Origin of the sequence: Nonomuraea roseola (assembly GCF_039535395.1) — a bacterium.
GTDB lineage: Bacteria > Actinomycetota > Actinomycetes > Streptosporangiales > Streptosporangiaceae > Nonomuraea > Nonomuraea roseola.
Genome location: NZ_BAAAXC010000015.1, coordinates 4651604 through 4667854, shown reverse-complemented (window position 1 = coordinate 4667854; position 16251 = coordinate 4651604). Strand labels below are relative to the sequence as shown.

Sequence of the window (16251 nt, the reverse complement as noted above, 5' to 3'; positions counted from 1 at the left end):
ATGCTGCTCATTCTCGCCCAGGACCTGCGCCGCCGCTCGAGGGACAGCACGCTGCTGGTCTTCGCGATCGTGCTGCCGCTCGGGATGGCGTTCATGTTCGACCTCGTCATCGGGGGCTCCAGGGGGCCGGTCGCCGCCCGCTACGGCGCCGTCGGCGCCTCCCCCTTCCCCTCGTCGCCCGCGCTGCCGCCCGTCGCCCCCGTCGCCTCCGAGCAGGAGGCGCGCGAGCTGGTCGAACGCGGCCGCCTGGACGCCGTGTTCGTGACGGGCCCTGGCTCCATCCACGTGATCGGCAGCGTCGACGCGCCGATCGCCGTCCAGGTGGCCCGCGAGATCGCCGAGTCCGCCGCGCTGCCGCTGCGGGGCCCGCCACCGATAGAGATCATCGAGGACGCCACCGCCGCCACCCGCGAGCTCGACCCCGCGACCCACTACGCGGCCGGCTCGGCGGTGTTCTTCATGTTCTTCGCCGTGCTGTTCGGCTTCACGGGGCTGTACGCCGAGCGGAGCGCCGGCACGCTGGCCCGCCTGCTGGCCGCCCCGGTGCCGAGGGCGTGCGTGGCCGCGGGCAAGCTGCTCAGCGGCCTGCTGGCCGCCCTGGCGGGAATGGCGGTGCTGGTCGGCGCCACCAGCCTGCTCATGGGCGCCCGCTGGGGTCACCCTGCCGGCGTGGCCGCGCTGTGCGTGGCCTGCGTGCTGGCCGCCATGGGGCTCAGCGCGTTCGTGGCCTCCTTCGCCAGGACGGCCGAGCAGGCCGCCACCTGGCAGTCGGTCATGGCCACGGCCCTCGGCCTGCTCGGCGGCTCGTTCTTCCCGGTGAGCTCGTGGTTCGTCCAGCTCACCCCGCACCACTGGTTCCTGCGCGGCCTCGCCGACCTGCACGGCGGCGCGTCCCCGCTGCCCTCCCTCGCGGTGCTGCTCGGAGTCGCCGCGCTCACCCTCCCCTTCGCGGCAAGGCTGGTCAGAGTATGAAGGTGCTGCTGATTGCCCAGGTCGGCCTGCTCAGGCTCGCCAGGGACAGGACCAACCTGTTCTTCGTGCTCCTCGCCCCCTTCCTGCTGATCCTGGTGCTCGGTCAGCTCTTCGGCGGTCAGGACGGCCTCAGGCTCGGCGTGGTCGCCGCCCACGGGCAGCTGGCCGACCGCCTGGTCACCGCGCTCGGCTCGGGGACCCGCGTGACGGTCACCCGTACGGCCGACGAGGCGGCGCTCAGGACGGCGGTGGAGCGCGGTGAGGTGCACGCGGGACTGGTGCTTCCCGCCTCCTACGACGCGTCGCTGGCGGCCGGCCGTACGGTCGCGGTCCGCTACCTGGTCAGGCAGACCGACCCGAGGAGCCACGACGTCGGCACATGGGTGCGCTCGGTGGTCAGGCAGGAGTCGGCCCGCGTCCTCGGCGTGTCCCCCACGGCGAGGGTCACGGTGAGCACCGCGGGCAGGGCCGTCTTCCCCGAGGGCCTCAGCGCCTTCGCCATCTCAGCGCCTCCGCTGCTGCTCCTGTTCACCTTCCTCACCTCGCTCACCGCCGCGCTCGGCCTGGTGGAGACGCGCGCGCTGGGCGTCTCCAGGCGCGTGCACGCCTCGCCCACCAGGGTCGGCACCGTGATCGCCGGCGAGGCGCTCGGCCGCGTCGCGATCGCGCTGGTGCAGGGGTCGCTCATCATGGCGGGCTCGGCACTGCTGTTCGGCGTCGACTGGGGCGACCCCCTCGGCGCGGTCGCGACCCTGCTGGCCTTCTCCCTGGTGGGCGCGGGCGCCGCCATGCTGCTCGGCGCCTCGTTCAAGACGCCTGGACCGCCGATCTCCCTCGCCATGATCCTGGGCCTCGGGCTGTCGGCGCTGGGCGGAGGGACGGTCCCGCTGGAGTCGTTCGACCCGACGCTGCGGACCATCGCGCACCTGACCCCGCACGCCTGGGGGTACGACGCCTTCGCCCAGCTGGTACGGCACGACGCCGGTCTCGCCGACGTGCTGCCCCAGCTGGGCGTGCTGACGGGGCTGGCGCTGGTCCTGTTCGCCCTGGGCACCTGGCGCCTTCGCCGCGCCCTCACCTAGAGCGGGGCGCGTCCCTGGGCCTCGATCGCGGCGGTGACCACGTCCGCGAAGGCGCGCATGCCCGCGGCGTTCGGGTGGAAGGGCATGGCGCGTGAGGTGGGGAAGTACCCCTCGATCCAGCGGACTCCTCTGGCCGCGCACACGTCGTGACCGGCGCTCGGCGTCTCCAGGTCGACGTAGGTGGCGCCGCTCGCGACCGCCTGCTCGGCGAGCACGCGGTTGACGCGGGTGATGAGACCCTGGACCCATGTGGCGTCCTCGCCGAGGACGGGCACGCGCGGGTAGCAGCCGCCCCTCGGCAGGTAGGTCGCGTATCCCACGACGAAGATCCTGGCCATGGGCGCTCGTTCGGCGACGCGGCCGATGAGCCTTTCCAGTCTGGGCGCGAGCGCCTGGATCCTGGCCTGCCAGCCGTTCTCGCCGTCCTCGGGCTCGTCGTCGGCGCAGGGGTCGGCGACGAGCGGCAGCAGGTTGAAGCACTTCACGACGAGCTCGGTGAGCCTGAGGTCGTTGCCGCCGATCTGCAGGGTGACCAGGGTGGTGTCCTCGGTCACCGCCTCCAGCTGCGGGGACACCTTGCCTGCGGGCGTGACCTGCCCCTCGTACATGTCCTCGGTGGTCGCGCCCGAGCACGAGGCGTCCCTGAAGACCGTGACGCCCAGGGCCGCGGCGGTGAGCGAGGGATAGTTGCGGTTCGAGCGCAGGCAGCCAGGCTGGGCGAGCGACTGGTTCGGGATGAGCGGCCCCGCGGCGGCCGAGTCGCCGAGCGCCACGTAGACATCGCCGGGCGCCGCGGCGGGCCGCGCGGAAGAGGGCGTGGTCCCCACGAGCGCCATGAGCACGGCGGAGGAGAGCACGACGGTGGAACGGAGCATCGAGTCCCTTTCGGCCAGGACCGCCATGCGCGGCGCGTCCAGGGACGCACTGTGGCGCGGGCGCGGGCCTCGGATCCAGGCAACCGCGCGCTCCTTGCGCGCTCATGGCGGAGTCCTGGCCGAGGGCTGCCTCGCCGATCACCCTCTCCGTGCGGACCGCCGTTCGCGTCGGTGCCGCCTCTGCTCACCCGACCGTCGGACGGCGCCGCGTCGGCTCAGCCCGGACGTCGGTCACCGCCGCGTCGGGTCAACCCGACATCAGTCATCGCCGCCTCGGCTCAGCCCGACGCCTCGGCTCAGCTCGCCGTCAGCGGAACGGCCACGGTGATCTCGCCGCCCAGCCGGGCGCCCTCTGACAGGTCGAGGTCGTCGCCGCTCCAGAACTTGCCGGGGTCGTACCAGTTGGGCCGGCGTCCCGGCTGCAGCAGGCCCATCTCCTCGTAGGTCACCGCGACGACCTCGGCGCAGTAGGCCCGTTCCAGCGTCGCCTCGCTCTCCTTCGTCGCCTTCCTGCGCAGCCTCGGCACCCTGCCGCGCAGCCAGCGCCCCGCCAGCCGCGCCGTCGAGGGGAACGGCGTGCCGTCGAGCCTGGCGACCGTGCGCAGCGCGGCGTCCTCCATCTCGCGCGTCGCCTGCGGCTCGAGCTGACGCAGCCAGCCGCGCTGGCCGTACCTCTGGCCCCACACGGTGACCGCCTCGCGCAGGTCGTGCAGCTGCACCCCGCGCTGGTGGGTGCCCGACCACAGGTCGAGCAGCGACTTGCCGAGTTCGGCGTGCCACATCATCGGCGGCAGGTCGTCGATCACGATCGACATGCCCACGTGGTTGACCGGACTGTTGGTCACGGTCTGGATGGCCCTGTCGGGTACCGAACGCCCCCTGAACACCCACAGATCGCCTGTGCGAGTGAGATTCACGGCCTCGTCAAGAGTCAGCACAGCACTACCCTAGGCACATGCGCACGAAGTGGTGGAAGATTCTGGGCCTTGCGGGCATGGCGGGCGTGGCCGCGACCGGCGTCGTCATGGCCCGCGCCGAACGCCGCCGCCGTGCCTACACGCCGGAGGAGATCCGTAGCCGCCTGCGCGAACGCGTCGAGAACCCGCCGCAGCAGGCCTGAAGGACGAGGGAGCGCCTCTTCTGCGACACCCCTCAGGCGCGCCCGCCTGCTCCGGCGAAGACGAGACCGAGCTCGTAGGCGAGAACGGCCGCCTGGGTGCGGTCGCGGGCGCCGAGCTTGTCCAGGATGTTCTTGACGTGCGTCTTGACCGTCTCCTTCGTCACGTACAGCGTCGTGGCGATCTCGGCGTTGTTCAGCCCGTGGGCGATGTGCCGCAGCACGTCCAGCTCGCGCGGGGTCAGCTCGACCGGCAGGCGTGATCCGGCCGTGCCGTGACGTGGGGAGGCGATGCGGCGCAGGGCGTCGGGGAACAGGACCGCGTCGCGCGTGTGCACCAGCCTGACGGCCTCGACCAGCCGGCTCGCGGGCGCGCGCTTGAGCACGTAGCCCGCGGCGCCGGCGCGCAGGGCGCCCCAGACCAGCTCGTCGTTCTCGAACGTCGTGACGACGACGACCCGCGTGGACGGCGAGCGGCGGGCCAGCTCCTGGGTGGCGGCCAGGCCGTCCATGCGGGGCATGCGGACGTCCATCAGCACGACGTCCGCGCCCGCTCCCGCCTCCACCGCCTCTCGGCCGTCGCAGGCCTCGCCGACGACCCGCAGGTCGTCGTGGACGGAGAGCATGGTCGCCCATCCCGAGCGGATCAGCTTCTCGTCGTCGGCCAGGACGACACGGATCACAGCGGCAGCGTCGCCTGGAGCCGCCATGTGCCCTCGACCTCCTCTCTCGTGCAGGTCCCGCCGGCCAGGCGGGCCCGCATGCGCATGCCGGTCAGGCCGCGCCCTTCCTCGCCTGGAGGGCCGGTCGTGGCGTTCTCCACGGTCAGGACCAACTCGTCGGCGACGGCGACGTCGAGCGTGATGGGGCCGCGCCCGTGCCGCACGGCGTTGGTGAGCGCCTCCCTCGCGATCGCGTACGCGGCGCGTGAGGCCGGCGCGGGCACCCGGTCGAGGCTGCCGACGCTCGCGCGCACGTCGAGCCCGCGGGTGAGCGCGCCGATCGAGTCGAGGGTGGGCGCCTCGGCGGGATCGCCGTCGTCGAGGACACCGAGCAGCACGTCGAGGTCCTGCTGGGCGTCCCTGGCGGTCGTCACCAGGTGGTCGAGCGACTGGCCCGCCGTCTCGTGGCCGCGCGGCCCTCCCTGCAGTGCGGCCTGCGCGGCCATCGCCTGCACCAGGACGACGCTGAGCGCGTGGCCGACCGAGTCGTGCAGCTCCAGGGCGAGCCGCTGGCGCCTGCCGAGCTCCTCGATCACGCGGGACGGCTCGGCGCGCAGCAGCCGGCGCGCGGCCCATCGCTGGCCGAGCCCTGCGGCGACCATCGCGCCCAGCGCGGCGACGGCGAGCAGCAGCACCTCGCCCATCTCGCCGGGAGCCGCCCGCCACCGGGCCGGGTCGCCGAGGTGGATCAGCCCAGGGGCCAGCAGCAGCAGGCCCGCGCTCAGCGTGGCCCCGCCGTACAGGTGCAGGCTCGTGAGAGCAACCAGGTAGAGCCGGTCGGCGCGCTCGGGCACGTCGACGCCGAGCAGCTCCGACAGCGCGGTCACCTCGATGCGCTGGACGAGCGGCACGGCGGCGAGCAGCACGGAGGCGGGCAGGCACGCCGCCCACAGCACCAGCACGCGCGCCGGTGTCAGCTCGGTCATGATCACGAGGCCGAGCGCCGCGGCGACGGGAGTCAGCAGCGCGGCGCCCAGCACCTGGTGGATTCCCGCGCCGACGCCGCGGGCGATGTGGCCCTTCACGGGGACCGACGTTAACCGAGAACCGGCGGGCCGGCCTCCCTCGGCAGGGGGAGGCAGGCTTGCTTTCCTGTTCCTAGCGTGGCCGGCATGACGAGAACTGATCGGATACTCGGGGCGGCGTTGTCGATCGCGGTGACCGCCGTCGGGCTGCTGTGGTGGACGAACCCCGCCAGCTATCCCTTCGGCGCGCACGACAGGGTCACGGTGTCGCTGTCCCACCTGATCGAGCACGCGGCGGCGGGAGCGATGACGGCCGCCGCCGGGCTGCTGGGCCTGGTGCTGGTCTTCGCGCCGAGGCCCGTGCTGCGGGCGGGAGCGATCGTCCAGCTCCTCTTCTTCGGCGTGGTGATGTCGGACGCCGGCATCATGTCGCTGCTGGGGTACGGCCTGGCCCTGCTGGGCCCTGTGGCGCTGGTCGCCGTCGTGGTGATGGCCTGCCTGCGCGGCAGGTGGCCGGGTTTCGCGTGCCTGGCGGCGCTGGTGGCCCTGGTGAGCGCGGGAGTGGTGTCGGGGGTGAGCTCCCCCGACGTGATGCGGCTCGTGACGAGCAACATCATCGCGGGCTTCGCCTCATACGCGGGGCGACTCGGCTGGACGCTGGCCAACGCGGCGGCCTTCGCCGTCTGGGCGCTGATCGCGGTGAAGGCGTTCAGTGACGGCGAGCGCCCGCGCTGGGCGAGCGCCGCCTCCGTGGCCAGGTGGGGGCGCGTGGCCACGATCGGGGCGGCGATGTGCCCGCTGCCGTACGCGCTCTACCGGCTGACCTGGCTGACGCCGTGGCCCACCGACTCCGCGCTGACCGGCGCCCTGGACCCGGGCACCCGGCTGCAGGGAGTGATCATCGCCTTCGCCGCCCTCCTCGGTGCGGTGCTGACGCTCGGCCTCATCAGCAGGTGGGGCGAGGTCTTCCCGAGGTGGGTGCCGTTCTACCACGGGCGTCCCGTCCCCGTGCGGCCGCCGGTCGTCGCGGGAGGGCTGATCGCGGGGGCCTGCTGCCTGGCCACGCCAGGGCTCGTGGTCAACGCCGTCGAGAACGGGCAGTTGGAGATGCTGCTGCTCTGGCCCTACCCGGTGTGGGCGGTGCTGCTGGGGGCCGCGGTCCTGGCCTACTGGCTGCGCCGCGGGGCGCACGGTCGGGAGGGTGTGCCTGACACCGCAGGCAGCGGCCTCCATCGCTGATCCCGCACCGATCCTCCTCGGCGGACGACAGGATCAGCCCGCGGGGCGGAGGTCGTAGGCGAAGACGACGTCGGGGTAGGCCGGGTTGTCGTTGTAGCCCTGGATGCCGCCCAGGTAGGCGCGCTGGTAGTTGACCACCCACGGCACCGCGGCCGCCGCCTGCACCTCCAGCAGCCGGCGGTCCAGCCGCGCGTACGCCCGCTGCGCCGCCGCCCTGTCGGTGACGGTCAGCTCGGGCAGGGTGTCGATCAGCCCGTCCGCGACCCGGTCCTTCAGGTATGTCAGGTTGAACTCGACCTTCTCCGCGCTCCTGAACACGTTCGTGAACCACGAGTAGGCGTCGGCGTAGTCGGGCCACCAGTACATCAGGAAGATGTCCTGCCCCCGGGTCTTGCCGCGCGCCCACTGCGCCTCCCACGGCATCGCCCTGGCCACGAGCGTGACGTTGAGCGGTTCGAGCGTGGCCGCCAGGCGCTGGACGAAGACGCGCTGGTCCTCGTCGCCCTGGGCGTAGGTGAGGGTGAGGCGCAGGTTGCGCCCGCCTGGGCCGTACCCCGCGGCTGCCAGCAGCTGCGTGGCGCCCTGGAGGTCCTGCTTGGGCCTGCGGTCGGGCAGATGGCCGAGCAGTCCCTCGGGGATCACCCCCGTCGAGGGCGAGGCGGCTCCGCGCAGGGCCCTCAGCGTGCCGTCGTAGTCGATGGTCTTGCGCAGCGCCCTGCGGATCCGCACGTCGGCCAGCGGTCCCGAGGCGGTGTTGAAGAGCAGCATCGCGGTCTGGAACGACGGTATCTCGGCCGTGCGCACCCCGGCGGTCCTGGCCGCCCTGCGGTAGAGGGCGGGGTTCAGCCGGTGCACGAAGCTGGCCTCGCCGCGCAGCAGCCGCTGCCACGCCTCGTCGGGGTCAGGGATGACGATGTACTTCACCCTTGTGTAGTGAGGCCTGTCCCATCCGCCCCAGTAGGGCCGGTATGCCTTGAGCGTGAGCTCGTCGCGCTTGCCCTTCTGCCAGCTGGCCACCGTGTAGGGCCCGGTGCCCGCGTCGCGTCCTGCGGCGAACCAGGCCTTGAGGTCGGTGGAGGCGGCGGTGTCGTAGATGTAGGCGGCGTAGCCGGAGGAGGCGACGAGATCGAGCGGCACGGCGTACCTCAGCGTGAAGGTGACCGTGAGCGGGTCGACGGCCCTGATGCTCTCGACCGCGTTCCAGATGTAGGACGGCCCGCTCTTGGAGCGCATGGTGCGCTCGATCGAGGCCTTGACCGCGGCGGAGTCGAGCGGCCTTCCCGTGTGGAAGGTGACGCCGGAGCGCAGGGTGAACGTCCAGGTCCTGCCGTCGGAGCTGGCGCGCCACGAGGTGGCGAGGCGAGGACCCGCCTTCTTGGTGACCGGGTTGTAGACCGTCAGCGACTCGTAGACGTTCTGCATCGCGATGATCTCGTTGGAGTACGAGCTGGCAGGGTCCCAGTCGGTGACCACGCCGAGGTTCTCCACGTAGACGAACGTGGACTCCTTGGCGGGCGGCGGCTCCTGCCGCGCCTGTTGCGCCTGCTGGCCCGAGCAGCCGGCCATGAGGAGCGTGAGCGCGGCCGCGATCAGCCGACGGCGCATCTGTCTCCCCCACTCCCTGATCTTGTGGTGAACTTACTGCAAGATCACGAAACAGCGCCGAAAATCCCGAAAAATCGGGAAATTGTGTGGGCCTATTGCTAGGCTCTCCTCTGTCCCAATCCGGGGTTCCGATGCCAGGGACCGACCGGAGTGAGGTGCCATGGCCCGAAGCCGCACGATCAGGGTGAAGATCGTCGGCCTACTGTTGGTCCCGCTTGTCTCGATGGTCACTCTATGGGTCATCATCGTCGCGGTGACAGCAGGGGAGAGCCTCGAACTTCGCTCGTACAAGGAGCGCTGGACCAACCTGCGCCAGCCGGCGAGCAAGCTGATCGGTGAACTCCAGCGCGAACGTCTGTCATCGGCGTCGCTGGTCGTCGACCGCGCCACCGCCGACGAGCAGGCCGCGGCCTACACCCAGCGGGCCAGGACCGACACCGCGAGGGAGCGCTTCCGTCAGCTGTCGGAGCTCTCGCGCGGCTCGTCCACGCCCGCCGTCCGCACGGAGATCGACACGGTGCTCACGCAGCTGGCGCACCTCGAGGGGATCAGAGGTGAGATCGACGCCGGCCTGTCGCCGATCCTGCCCACGATCGAGGCCTACAACGCGATCTCCGACGCGCTCTTCGGCCTGCAGCGCAGCGTGGCGCTGATCGACGACATCCCGATCTACGAGCAGTCGCGCCTGGTCATCAACCTCGGGTACGCCAAGGAGCTGCTGACCAGGGAGCAGGCGATCGCGGTCGGCGATCCGGGCGAGGAGCAGCGCAAGCTCTTCACCCAGCTCGTCGGCAACCGCCGCTTCCTCATCGACCAGGCCCTCGCCGAGCTGGACGCGCCGCTGCGAGAGATCCAGGTGGGCATCATCACCTCGCCCGCCTACCAGCGGCTGCGGATCATGGAGGAGCAGATCATCGCGGGCCACGCGCCCGCCGACTGGCCCACCGCCTCCGACGCGCTGGCCACCACCATCCAGGAGGCGCAGAACAGCGCCAGCATCCTGCTGTCCGAGCGCGCCGAGCCGGTCGCCGACGCGGTGCTCGTGCGGGCGCTGGTGCTGGCGGGCACCGGGCTGGTCGTGGTGGTGGTCTCGATCGTGATCTCGCTGCGGATGGGCAACAGGCTGTCCAGGGAGCTGGGCACGCTGCGCCAGGCCGCCCTTGAGGTGGCCGAGTCCAGGCTGCCGCAGGTGGTGCGCAAGCTGCGCCAGGGCGAGGAGGTCGAGGTGCCCGCGCTGACCGTGCCGGGCAGGACGGCCGAGATCCAGGACGTCGGCAAGGCCTTCGCCACCGTCCAGCAGACCGCCGTCGAGGCGGCCGTGGGCGAGGCGAAGCTGAGGGCGGGCGTCGGCCAGGTCTTCCGCAACCTGGCCAGGCGAAGCCAGACCCTGCTGCACCGCCAGCGCATCCAGCTGGACGGCATGCAGCGCACCGCCACCGACCCGCAGGCGCTGGACGACCTGTTCCGCCTCGACCACCTCACCACCAGGATGCGCCGTCACGCCGAGGGCCTGATCATCCTTTCGGGCGCCGTCCCAGGGCGTGGCTGGCGCAAGCCCGTCCCGCTGCACGACGTCGTCCGCGGCGCGTCCGCCGAGGTGGAGGACTACACCAGGGTGAGCGTCTCCCCCATGCCCGACCACTCGCTGGCGGGACCCGTGGTGGGGGACGTCATCCACCTGATCGCCGAACTCATCGAGAACGCCACCGTCTTCTCCCCTCCGCACACCGCGGTCACCGTCCGCGGCGAGCTCGCCGCCCACGGGTTCGCGATCGAGGTGGAGGACAGGGGCCTCGGGCTGAGCGAGGAGGAGCTTGCCGATCTCAACGAGCGGCTGGCCAACCCGCCGGAGTTCGATCTCGCCGACAGCGACAGGCTCGGCCTGTTCGTCGTCGCCCGCCTGGCCGCCAGGCATGACATCCGCGTGACGCTGCGCGGTTCGCCATATGGAGGGACCACCGCCATCGTGCTGATCCCAGGAGAGCTCGTCTCCGAGCGAACAAGCTCGGAGGAGGAGAGCGATGCCCCGCAGGAGCACGACCCCGAGCCTGCCCGGCGGATGCGGGTGGTGACCAGTGACTGAGGAGCGCTGGCTGGACGAGGACGCAGGTCCTATCGTCCCCGCCTACCTGCTGACGCGTGGTCGCACCGTGCCCGCGAGCGAGGCCATCGACCTCATCGCCGTGATCATCACGGCGGGCGGTCTCGCGATGCCCGTGGGGCTGAACCCCGAACACCTGATCATCCTGCAGCAGTGCACCAAGCCCACCCGTCTGGTGGACGTGGCCGCCGAGCTGAACCTGCCCATCGGCGTGGTGCGCGTGCTGGTCGGCGACCTGCACGCGCAGAAGCTGGTCGAGGTCGAGAAGCCGCCTCCCGCGCCCGACGCGAAGGTGATGCTGGAGGTGATCAACGGGCTGCGAGCCCTCTGAGCGCAGGAGCTCGGGCCGAGAGAGCGAGGCACGAGCCAACGAGGACCGAAGCGGGCGCGACCATCAAGCACTGAGGACGAGCTCGGCACGGTGGCAGGCGACCTTCCTGCCCGCTACCTCGCGCGGCTCGGGGGCGCTCTCGCACTCCGGTACGGCCAGCGGGCAGCGCAGCCTGAACGGGCACCCCTCGCTCGCAGGGGCCGCCTCCGTCCTCCCCCTCGCCACCGGCGGCTGCCCTCCGAGCCTCGGCACGGCGTCGCGCAACGCCAGCGTGTAGGGGTGCGCGGGCCGCCTCAGCAGCTCGCCCGTCGGCCCCGACTCGACGACCCTGCCGGCGAACAGCACATGAGAGGTACGGCACAGCCGCTCCACCACCGCCAGGTTGTGGGTGATGAGCAGCCGCTCGGCCTCGAGCCCTTCGAGCAGCTCGAGGATCCGCGCCTGGACGGTGACGTCGAGCGCGCTGGTCGGCTCGTCGAGGATGAGCAGCTCGGGCCGTACGGCCAGGGCCCTGGCGATGACCACGCGCTGACGCTGGCCGCCGGAGAGCTGGTGGGGCCTGCGCGCGGCGAGGGCAGGGTCGAGCCCGACCTTCTCCATCAGCGCGGGCACCGCGGCCCTGTCGCGGCTTCCCTCGGCGATGGAGCGGGCCACCGACATCCTGGGGTCGAGCGACTCGGCCTGGAAGACCGGCTGCACGGCCTTCCTGAACGCCTTCATGCCCACCTTGCGCAGGTCCTGGCCGTTGAAGGCGATCGTGCCGCTCATGGGCCTGAGCAGCCCGAGGAAGGCGCGGGCCAGCGTGGTCTTGCCCGAGCCCGACTCGCCGATGAGGCCGACGCCCCCCTCGGTGATGTCGAGCGTGACGTCGTGGACGACGGGGCGGCCGCCGTACCCGAGGGTGACGCCGTCGGCGCGCATGATCATGGGAGCGCCTCCAGCAGCTCGCGGGTGTAGGGATGGTCGGGGTCGCGCAGCACGTGGCGCGCGGGGCCCGACTCCACGACCACGCCGTCCTTCATGACGAGCACGCGGTCGGCGATCGTGGAGACCAGGGCGAGGTCGTGGGAGACGAGCAGGACGGCCAGGCCCCGCTCCTCGCGCAGCTCGCGCAGCACGCCGACCACCTCGGCCTGGACGGTGACGTCGAGCGCGCTGGTGGGCTCGTCGGCCATGATCACCTCGGCGCCCAGCGCGATGGCCAGGGCGATGGCGAACCGCTGGGCCTGCCCGCCGGAGATCTCGTGCGGGTAGCGGCGCAGGATGGCGGGGTCGAGCATCACGGCCTCGCACGCCTGAGCCATCACCTCGTCGATCCCCCTCGCCGCCTTCCCCGAGGTGTCCGAGCCGCCCCCGACCCCGTGGAGTCTCAGCGCCCTGCGCATCAGGACGCCGAGCCTGGTCGTCGGGGAGAGCGCCGCCTGAGGGGACTGGATGACCAGCGCCGCCTTGGCGCCGCGTACGGCACGCAGCGCGCGGGGCCGCGCCTTCATGACGTCCACCCCGCACACCGACACCTCGCCCGACACGCGGGCGCCCTCGGTGAGGCCGAGGAGCGCGAGCAGCGTGGTGGACTTGCCCGAGCCGCTCTCCCCCACGATCGCCACGCACTCGCCGCGCGCCACGTCCAGCTCGGGGACCTCGGCCACGACCCTGTCGCCGTAGGCGACGCGCAGATCCCGCACCCTGATCACCTGATCACCGTCCTTCGCGGGTCGAGCGCGCTCCGCAGTCCCTCGCCGAGCACGTTGAAGGCGAACGCGGTCACCAGGATGGCCAGGCCGGGGAAGGTGACCACCCACCAGTTCGTGGTGAAGAGGGTCTGGCCCTGCTGCACCATCAGCCCCCACTCGGCGGTCGGCTCGTGCGCGCCCAGCCCCAGGTAGGACAGCGCTGCCGCGGTGAGGATCACCCCTCCGGCGTCGAGCGAGAGCTGCACGAGGACGGGCGTGATCGAGTTCGGCAGCACGTGCCGCCACACGATCACCGGCGCGGGCACGCCCAGGCAGCGGGCCGCGTCGACGTAGCTCCTGGTGGACACCGAGGCGGCCACCGAGGCCGACAGGCGGGCGTACCACGGCCACCAGGTCACCGCGATCGCCAGGATCACCGTGGTCACGCTGGGCTGCAGCACGACGGCGAGCGCGAGAGAGAGCAGCAGCGCGGGGAAGGCCAGGAAGATGTCGGTGATCCGCATGATCACGTCGCGGATCCAGCCGCCCGCGTATCCGGCCACGACGCCGAGTGTGACGCCCACCAGCGCCGAGACGGCCAGCACGGCCGCGGCGATCGCCAGCGAGGTGCGCCCGCCGTACAGGATCTGGGTGAGGATGTCGCGCCCCACGTGGTCGGTGCCGAACCAGTGCGAGGAACTGGGCTCGAGCAGCTTGTCCAGCGGCTTCGGGTCGTTCTCCTCGTACGGCGCCAGCCACGGCGCGAAGAGCGCCGACGCCGCGATGAGCACGAGCAGCACGGCCCCGAAGGCGGCCAGGCGGTCAGGCATCATGGGCAGCCGCCTGCGCGGCTCGACGACGGTCATCGCGTCCTCACCCTGGGGTCGATGACGCCCTGCAGCAGGTCCACGACCAGGTTGACCAGGACGTAGACCACGGCGACCAGCAGGGTGACGCCCGCGATGCCCGGCGTGTCGGCCGAGGTGATCGCGTTGAAGGCGTAGCGGCCGAGACCGGGCCAGTTGAAGACCGCCTCGACGAGGAAGCCGTTGACCAGGGAGTAGGCGAAGACGAGCGCGATCAGCGACAGGACGGGGTTGAGCGCGGGGCGCAGCGCGAACCTGGTCAGGATGGTCGTCTCGCCGAAGCCCAGGGCGCGCTCCAGCCGTACGTGCTCCTGGCCTGACTCCTCGATGAGCGCGGCGCGGGTCATCTGGGCGATCACGCCCGCCGGGTAGGCGGCCACGACCAGCGCGGGCAGCACGAGGTGGTCGAGCGTGCTGGTGAAGATGGGCCAGTTGCCGGTGATGAGGGCGTCCACGATCGTGATGTTGGTCCAGAGCGTGAGCGGGCTGGTGGTGTCGAGCGAGGCGTCGTACTCGCCGGCGACGGGGAACCAGCCGAGGTGGCTGGCGAAGACGGTCTGCAGGGTGAGCGCGAGCCAGAACACCGGCACCGAGACGGCCAGCATCGAGCCGAGCCGTACGCCGAGGTCGGGCAGCCTCGCCTTGTGGCGGGCGGCGAGGACGCCCACGGGTATCCCCACCACGATCGCGAGGATCAGGGCCGCGCCCACCAGCTCCAGCGAGGCGGGGAAGGCGGTGAACAGGTCCTCGCGGACCGGCTGCCTGGTGCGCAGGCTGGTGCCCCAGTCGCCGGTGACCAGGTCCCTGACGTAGTTCCAGAGCTGGACGTGGAGCGGCTCATCCAGCCCGAACTGCCGGCTCGCGGCCGCGAGCTGCTCGGGCGTCGCCTTGGGCCCTGCGTAGGCGACGGCGGGATCGCCGGGGACCAGCCGCATGATGACGAACGTGAGCGTGACGACGCCGGCCACGACCAGGAGGGCCTGGCCGAGCCGGCGCGCCAGATACCCGATCACCCGGCGAGCGTCAGATCGTAGAAGGAGACGACGTTCGGGTAGGCGGGGTTGTCGACGTAGCCCTGCACGCCCGCCGTCAGCGCGCGCTGGTAGGTCTGCACGTACGGCACCGCCACCGCGGCCTTCTCCTCGATGATCTTCTTCTGCAGGTCGGCATAGGACTGCTCGGCCGCCGCCCTGTCGGTCGCCGTCAGCTGGGGCAGCGCGTCGATCGCCTTGTCGATCGCCTCGTCCCTCAGGTAGGAGAGGTTGAAGGAGACGGGGTCGGCGCTGCGGAAGACGTTGACGAACCACGAGTAGGGGTCGGCGTAGTCGGGGAACCAGTACATGACGAAGATGTCCTGGCCCTTCTTCTTGCCGAGGTCCCACTGCGCGTTCCACTGCATCGGCTTGGCCTGCAGGGTGACGTTCAGCTTCTTCAGCTGCGAGCTCAGCAGCGTGACCATGAGCTGCTGGTCGGCGTCGCCCTGGGCGTAGGTGAGGCTGAGCTTGAGCTCGTTGAGGTCGGGTCCGTAGTCGGCGGCGGCCAGCAGCTCGGCCGCCTCCTTCAGGTCCTGCTTCGGCTCCAGGCCGGGGGTGAAGCCGAGCAGGCCCTGCGGCACCAGGCCCGAGCCCTTCACGCCCGCCCCCTCCAGAGCGGCGGCCAGACCGTCGTAGTCGAGGACCTTCTGCAGCGCCTGCCGTACCTTCACGTCCTTGAGCGGGCCGCTCTCGGTGTTGAACAGCAGCATCAGGTTCTGGAAGGAGGGCGTCCGCGTCGCCTGGACCCCCGAAGTGGCGCCCGCCTGCGCGAACAGCTGCGGGTTGAGCCGCTGGACGAAGTTGACCTCACCGTTCTTCAGCAGCTGCCACGCCGTGGTCAGCTCGGGCGTCACGCGGAAGGCCACCTTCTTGTACTGCCCCGGCTTCCAGCCGCCCCAGTAGTCGTCGAACGCCTTGAGCGTGAGCTCGGTCTCCTTGCCCTTGGCCCAGGTGTCGATCGTGTAGGGGCCTGAGCCCGCGTCGGTCGTGCCGTCCTTCACCTTCTCGACCACGCTGGTGTCGTAGATGTAGGAGGCGTAGCCGGAGGAGGCGACCAGGTCGAGCGGGGTGGCGTACTTCAGCGTGAACTTCAGCGTGCCGCCGTCGGGCGCCTCGATCTTCTTGACCGCGTCCCAGATGTAGGCGGCGCCGCTCTTCAGCTTCATGGTCCGCTCGATGGCCTTCTTGGCGGCCTCGGCGGTGACCGGGTTGCCCGAGTGGAACTTCACGCCCTCGCGGAGCTTGAACGTCCACTCCTTGCCGCCGTCGGCCGAGCTCCACTCGGTGGCCAGGCGCGGCTCGGGCTTCTGGCTCTCGGCGTTGTAGCGGGTCAGCGACTCGTAGATGTTCTGCATCGCGATATTCTCGTTGGAGTACGAGGTCGCGGGATCCCAGTCGGTGACCACGTCGAGGTTGGGCGCGTAGACGAAGGCCTTGTCGTTGACGGCGGCGGGGGCCGCGCTCGTGCTCGCGCTCGCGCCAGGCTGGGTGGCGGGGGCCGAAGGGGGCTGGCTGGCGCCACGGACCTGGCCGCCCGCGCACGCGGAAGCGGTCATGGCCACGGCGCCGACGACCCCTGCGGTGAGCAGACGCTTGTGCCAGCGCATGGGGGGAGTTCCTTTCGTAGGCGGCGATCCGGGCCTTTCGCCCGGTTTCACCCGACGCGCAA

General features: G+C 71.5%; 16 protein-coding genes. 6 read left to right on the top strand and 10 right to left on the bottom strand.

Annotated features, from left to right (window positions below; translation table 11 throughout):
- Together ABFX55_RS45630 and ABFX55_RS45625 are read left to right on the top strand one after the other, a co-directional pair.
- Complete coding sequence (locus ABFX55_RS45630) at positions 1-972, top strand: ABC transporter permease (protein WP_346130050.1); 972 nt, start codon at positions 1-3, stop codon at positions 970-972.
- Positions 969-2054: an ABC transporter permease gene (locus tag ABFX55_RS45625; RefSeq protein WP_346130048.1), complete on the top strand. Its 1086-nt coding sequence runs from the start codon at positions 969-971 to the stop codon at positions 2052-2054. The genes ABFX55_RS45630 and ABFX55_RS45625 overlap by 4 nt, the downstream gene beginning before the upstream one ends.
- Here ABFX55_RS45625 and ABFX55_RS45620 read toward each other — a convergent pair.
- Both ABFX55_RS45620 and ABFX55_RS45615 read right to left on the bottom strand, forming a co-directional pair.
- Positions 2051-2929: an SGNH/GDSL hydrolase family protein gene (locus ABFX55_RS45620; protein ID WP_346130046.1), complete on the bottom strand. Its 879-nt coding sequence runs from the start codon at positions 2927-2929 to the stop codon at positions 2051-2053. The two genes, ABFX55_RS45625 and ABFX55_RS45620, sit on opposite strands and share 4 nt — an antisense overlap.
- 296 nt (positions 2930-3225) lie before the next feature.
- Complete coding sequence (locus tag ABFX55_RS45615; protein ID WP_346131447.1) at positions 3226-3864, bottom strand: hypothetical protein; 639 nt, start codon at positions 3862-3864, stop codon at positions 3226-3228.
- Between the two features lie 20 nt (positions 3865-3884).
- Here ABFX55_RS45615 and ABFX55_RS45610 point away from each other — a divergent pair, with 20 nt between their 5' ends.
- The gene (locus ABFX55_RS45610; RefSeq protein ID WP_346130044.1) at positions 3885-4049 is read left to right on the top strand and encodes a hypothetical protein; all 165 of its coding nucleotides are present in this window, start codon (positions 3885-3887) and stop codon (positions 4047-4049) included.
- A 32-nt stretch (positions 4050-4081) separates the two neighbouring features.
- Here ABFX55_RS45610 and ABFX55_RS45605 read toward each other — a convergent pair whose 3' ends face one another.
- Positions 4082-4729: a response regulator gene (locus ABFX55_RS45605; protein WP_346130042.1), complete on the bottom strand. Its 648-nt coding sequence runs from the start codon at positions 4727-4729 to the stop codon at positions 4082-4084.
- Positions 4726-5793 (bottom strand): sensor histidine kinase, encoded by a 1068-nt coding sequence (locus ABFX55_RS45600; protein ID WP_346130040.1) that lies wholly within the window; start codon positions 5791-5793, stop codon positions 4726-4728. Before ABFX55_RS45600 ends, ABFX55_RS45605 begins: the two co-directional genes overlap by 4 nt.
- An 87-nt stretch (positions 5794-5880) precedes the next feature.
- Here ABFX55_RS45600 and ABFX55_RS45595 point away from each other — a divergent pair, with 87 nt between their 5' ends.
- Positions 5881-6972: a hypothetical protein gene (locus tag ABFX55_RS45595; RefSeq protein ID WP_346130038.1), complete on the top strand. Its 1092-nt coding sequence runs from the start codon at positions 5881-5883 to the stop codon at positions 6970-6972.
- A gap of 33 nt (positions 6973-7005) precedes the next feature.
- On the opposite strand, the gene ABFX55_RS45590 is transcribed toward ABFX55_RS45595, so the two are convergent.
- Positions 7006-8577 carry an ABC transporter substrate-binding protein gene (locus ABFX55_RS45590; protein WP_346130037.1) on the bottom strand — a complete coding sequence of 524 codons (1572 nt, stop codon included), beginning with the start codon at positions 8575-8577 and terminating at the stop codon, positions 7006-7008.
- A gap of 223 nt (positions 8578-8800) precedes the next feature.
- On the opposite strand from ABFX55_RS45590, the gene ABFX55_RS45585 reads away from it, so the two are divergent.
- Both ABFX55_RS45585 and ABFX55_RS45580 read left to right on the top strand, forming a co-directional pair.
- Positions 8801-10660 carry a sensor histidine kinase gene (locus ABFX55_RS45585; RefSeq protein ID WP_346130035.1) on the top strand — a complete coding sequence of 620 codons (1860 nt, stop codon included), beginning with the start codon at positions 8801-8803 and terminating at the stop codon, positions 10658-10660.
- Entirely contained in the window at positions 10653-11009 is a 357-nt protein-coding gene (locus tag ABFX55_RS45580; RefSeq protein WP_344840033.1) for a DUF742 domain-containing protein, read from the top strand. Before ABFX55_RS45585 ends, ABFX55_RS45580 begins: the two co-directional genes overlap by 8 nt.
- 63 nt (positions 11010-11072) lie before the next feature.
- On the opposite strand, the gene ABFX55_RS45575 is transcribed toward ABFX55_RS45580, so the two are convergent.
- From ABFX55_RS45575 to ABFX55_RS45555, 5 genes are read right to left on the bottom strand one after another with little or no spacing between them, the layout of a single operon-like run.
- Positions 11073-11936, bottom strand: coding sequence for an ABC transporter ATP-binding protein (locus ABFX55_RS45575; protein ID WP_346130034.1), 864 nt, complete (start codon positions 11934-11936; stop codon positions 11073-11075).
- Positions 11933-12703, bottom strand: a complete 771-nt coding sequence (locus ABFX55_RS45570; RefSeq protein ID WP_346130032.1) for an ATP-binding cassette domain-containing protein — start codon at positions 12701-12703, stop codon at positions 11933-11935. The genes ABFX55_RS45575 and ABFX55_RS45570 overlap by 4 nt, the downstream gene beginning before the upstream one ends.
- The gene (locus tag ABFX55_RS45565) at positions 12700-13548 is read right to left on the bottom strand and encodes an ABC transporter permease (RefSeq protein WP_346130031.1); all 849 of its coding nucleotides are present in this window, start codon (positions 13546-13548) and stop codon (positions 12700-12702) included. Before ABFX55_RS45565 ends, ABFX55_RS45570 begins: the two co-directional genes overlap by 4 nt.
- Complete coding sequence (locus ABFX55_RS45560) at positions 13545-14561, bottom strand: ABC transporter permease (RefSeq protein ID WP_346130030.1); 1017 nt, start codon at positions 14559-14561, stop codon at positions 13545-13547. Before ABFX55_RS45560 ends, ABFX55_RS45565 begins: the two co-directional genes overlap by 4 nt.
- Entirely contained in the window at positions 14558-16189 is a 1632-nt protein-coding gene (locus ABFX55_RS45555) for an ABC transporter substrate-binding protein (RefSeq protein ID WP_346130029.1), read from the bottom strand. Before ABFX55_RS45555 ends, ABFX55_RS45560 begins: the two co-directional genes overlap by 4 nt.
- Between the last annotated feature and the right edge of the window lie 62 nt (positions 16190-16251).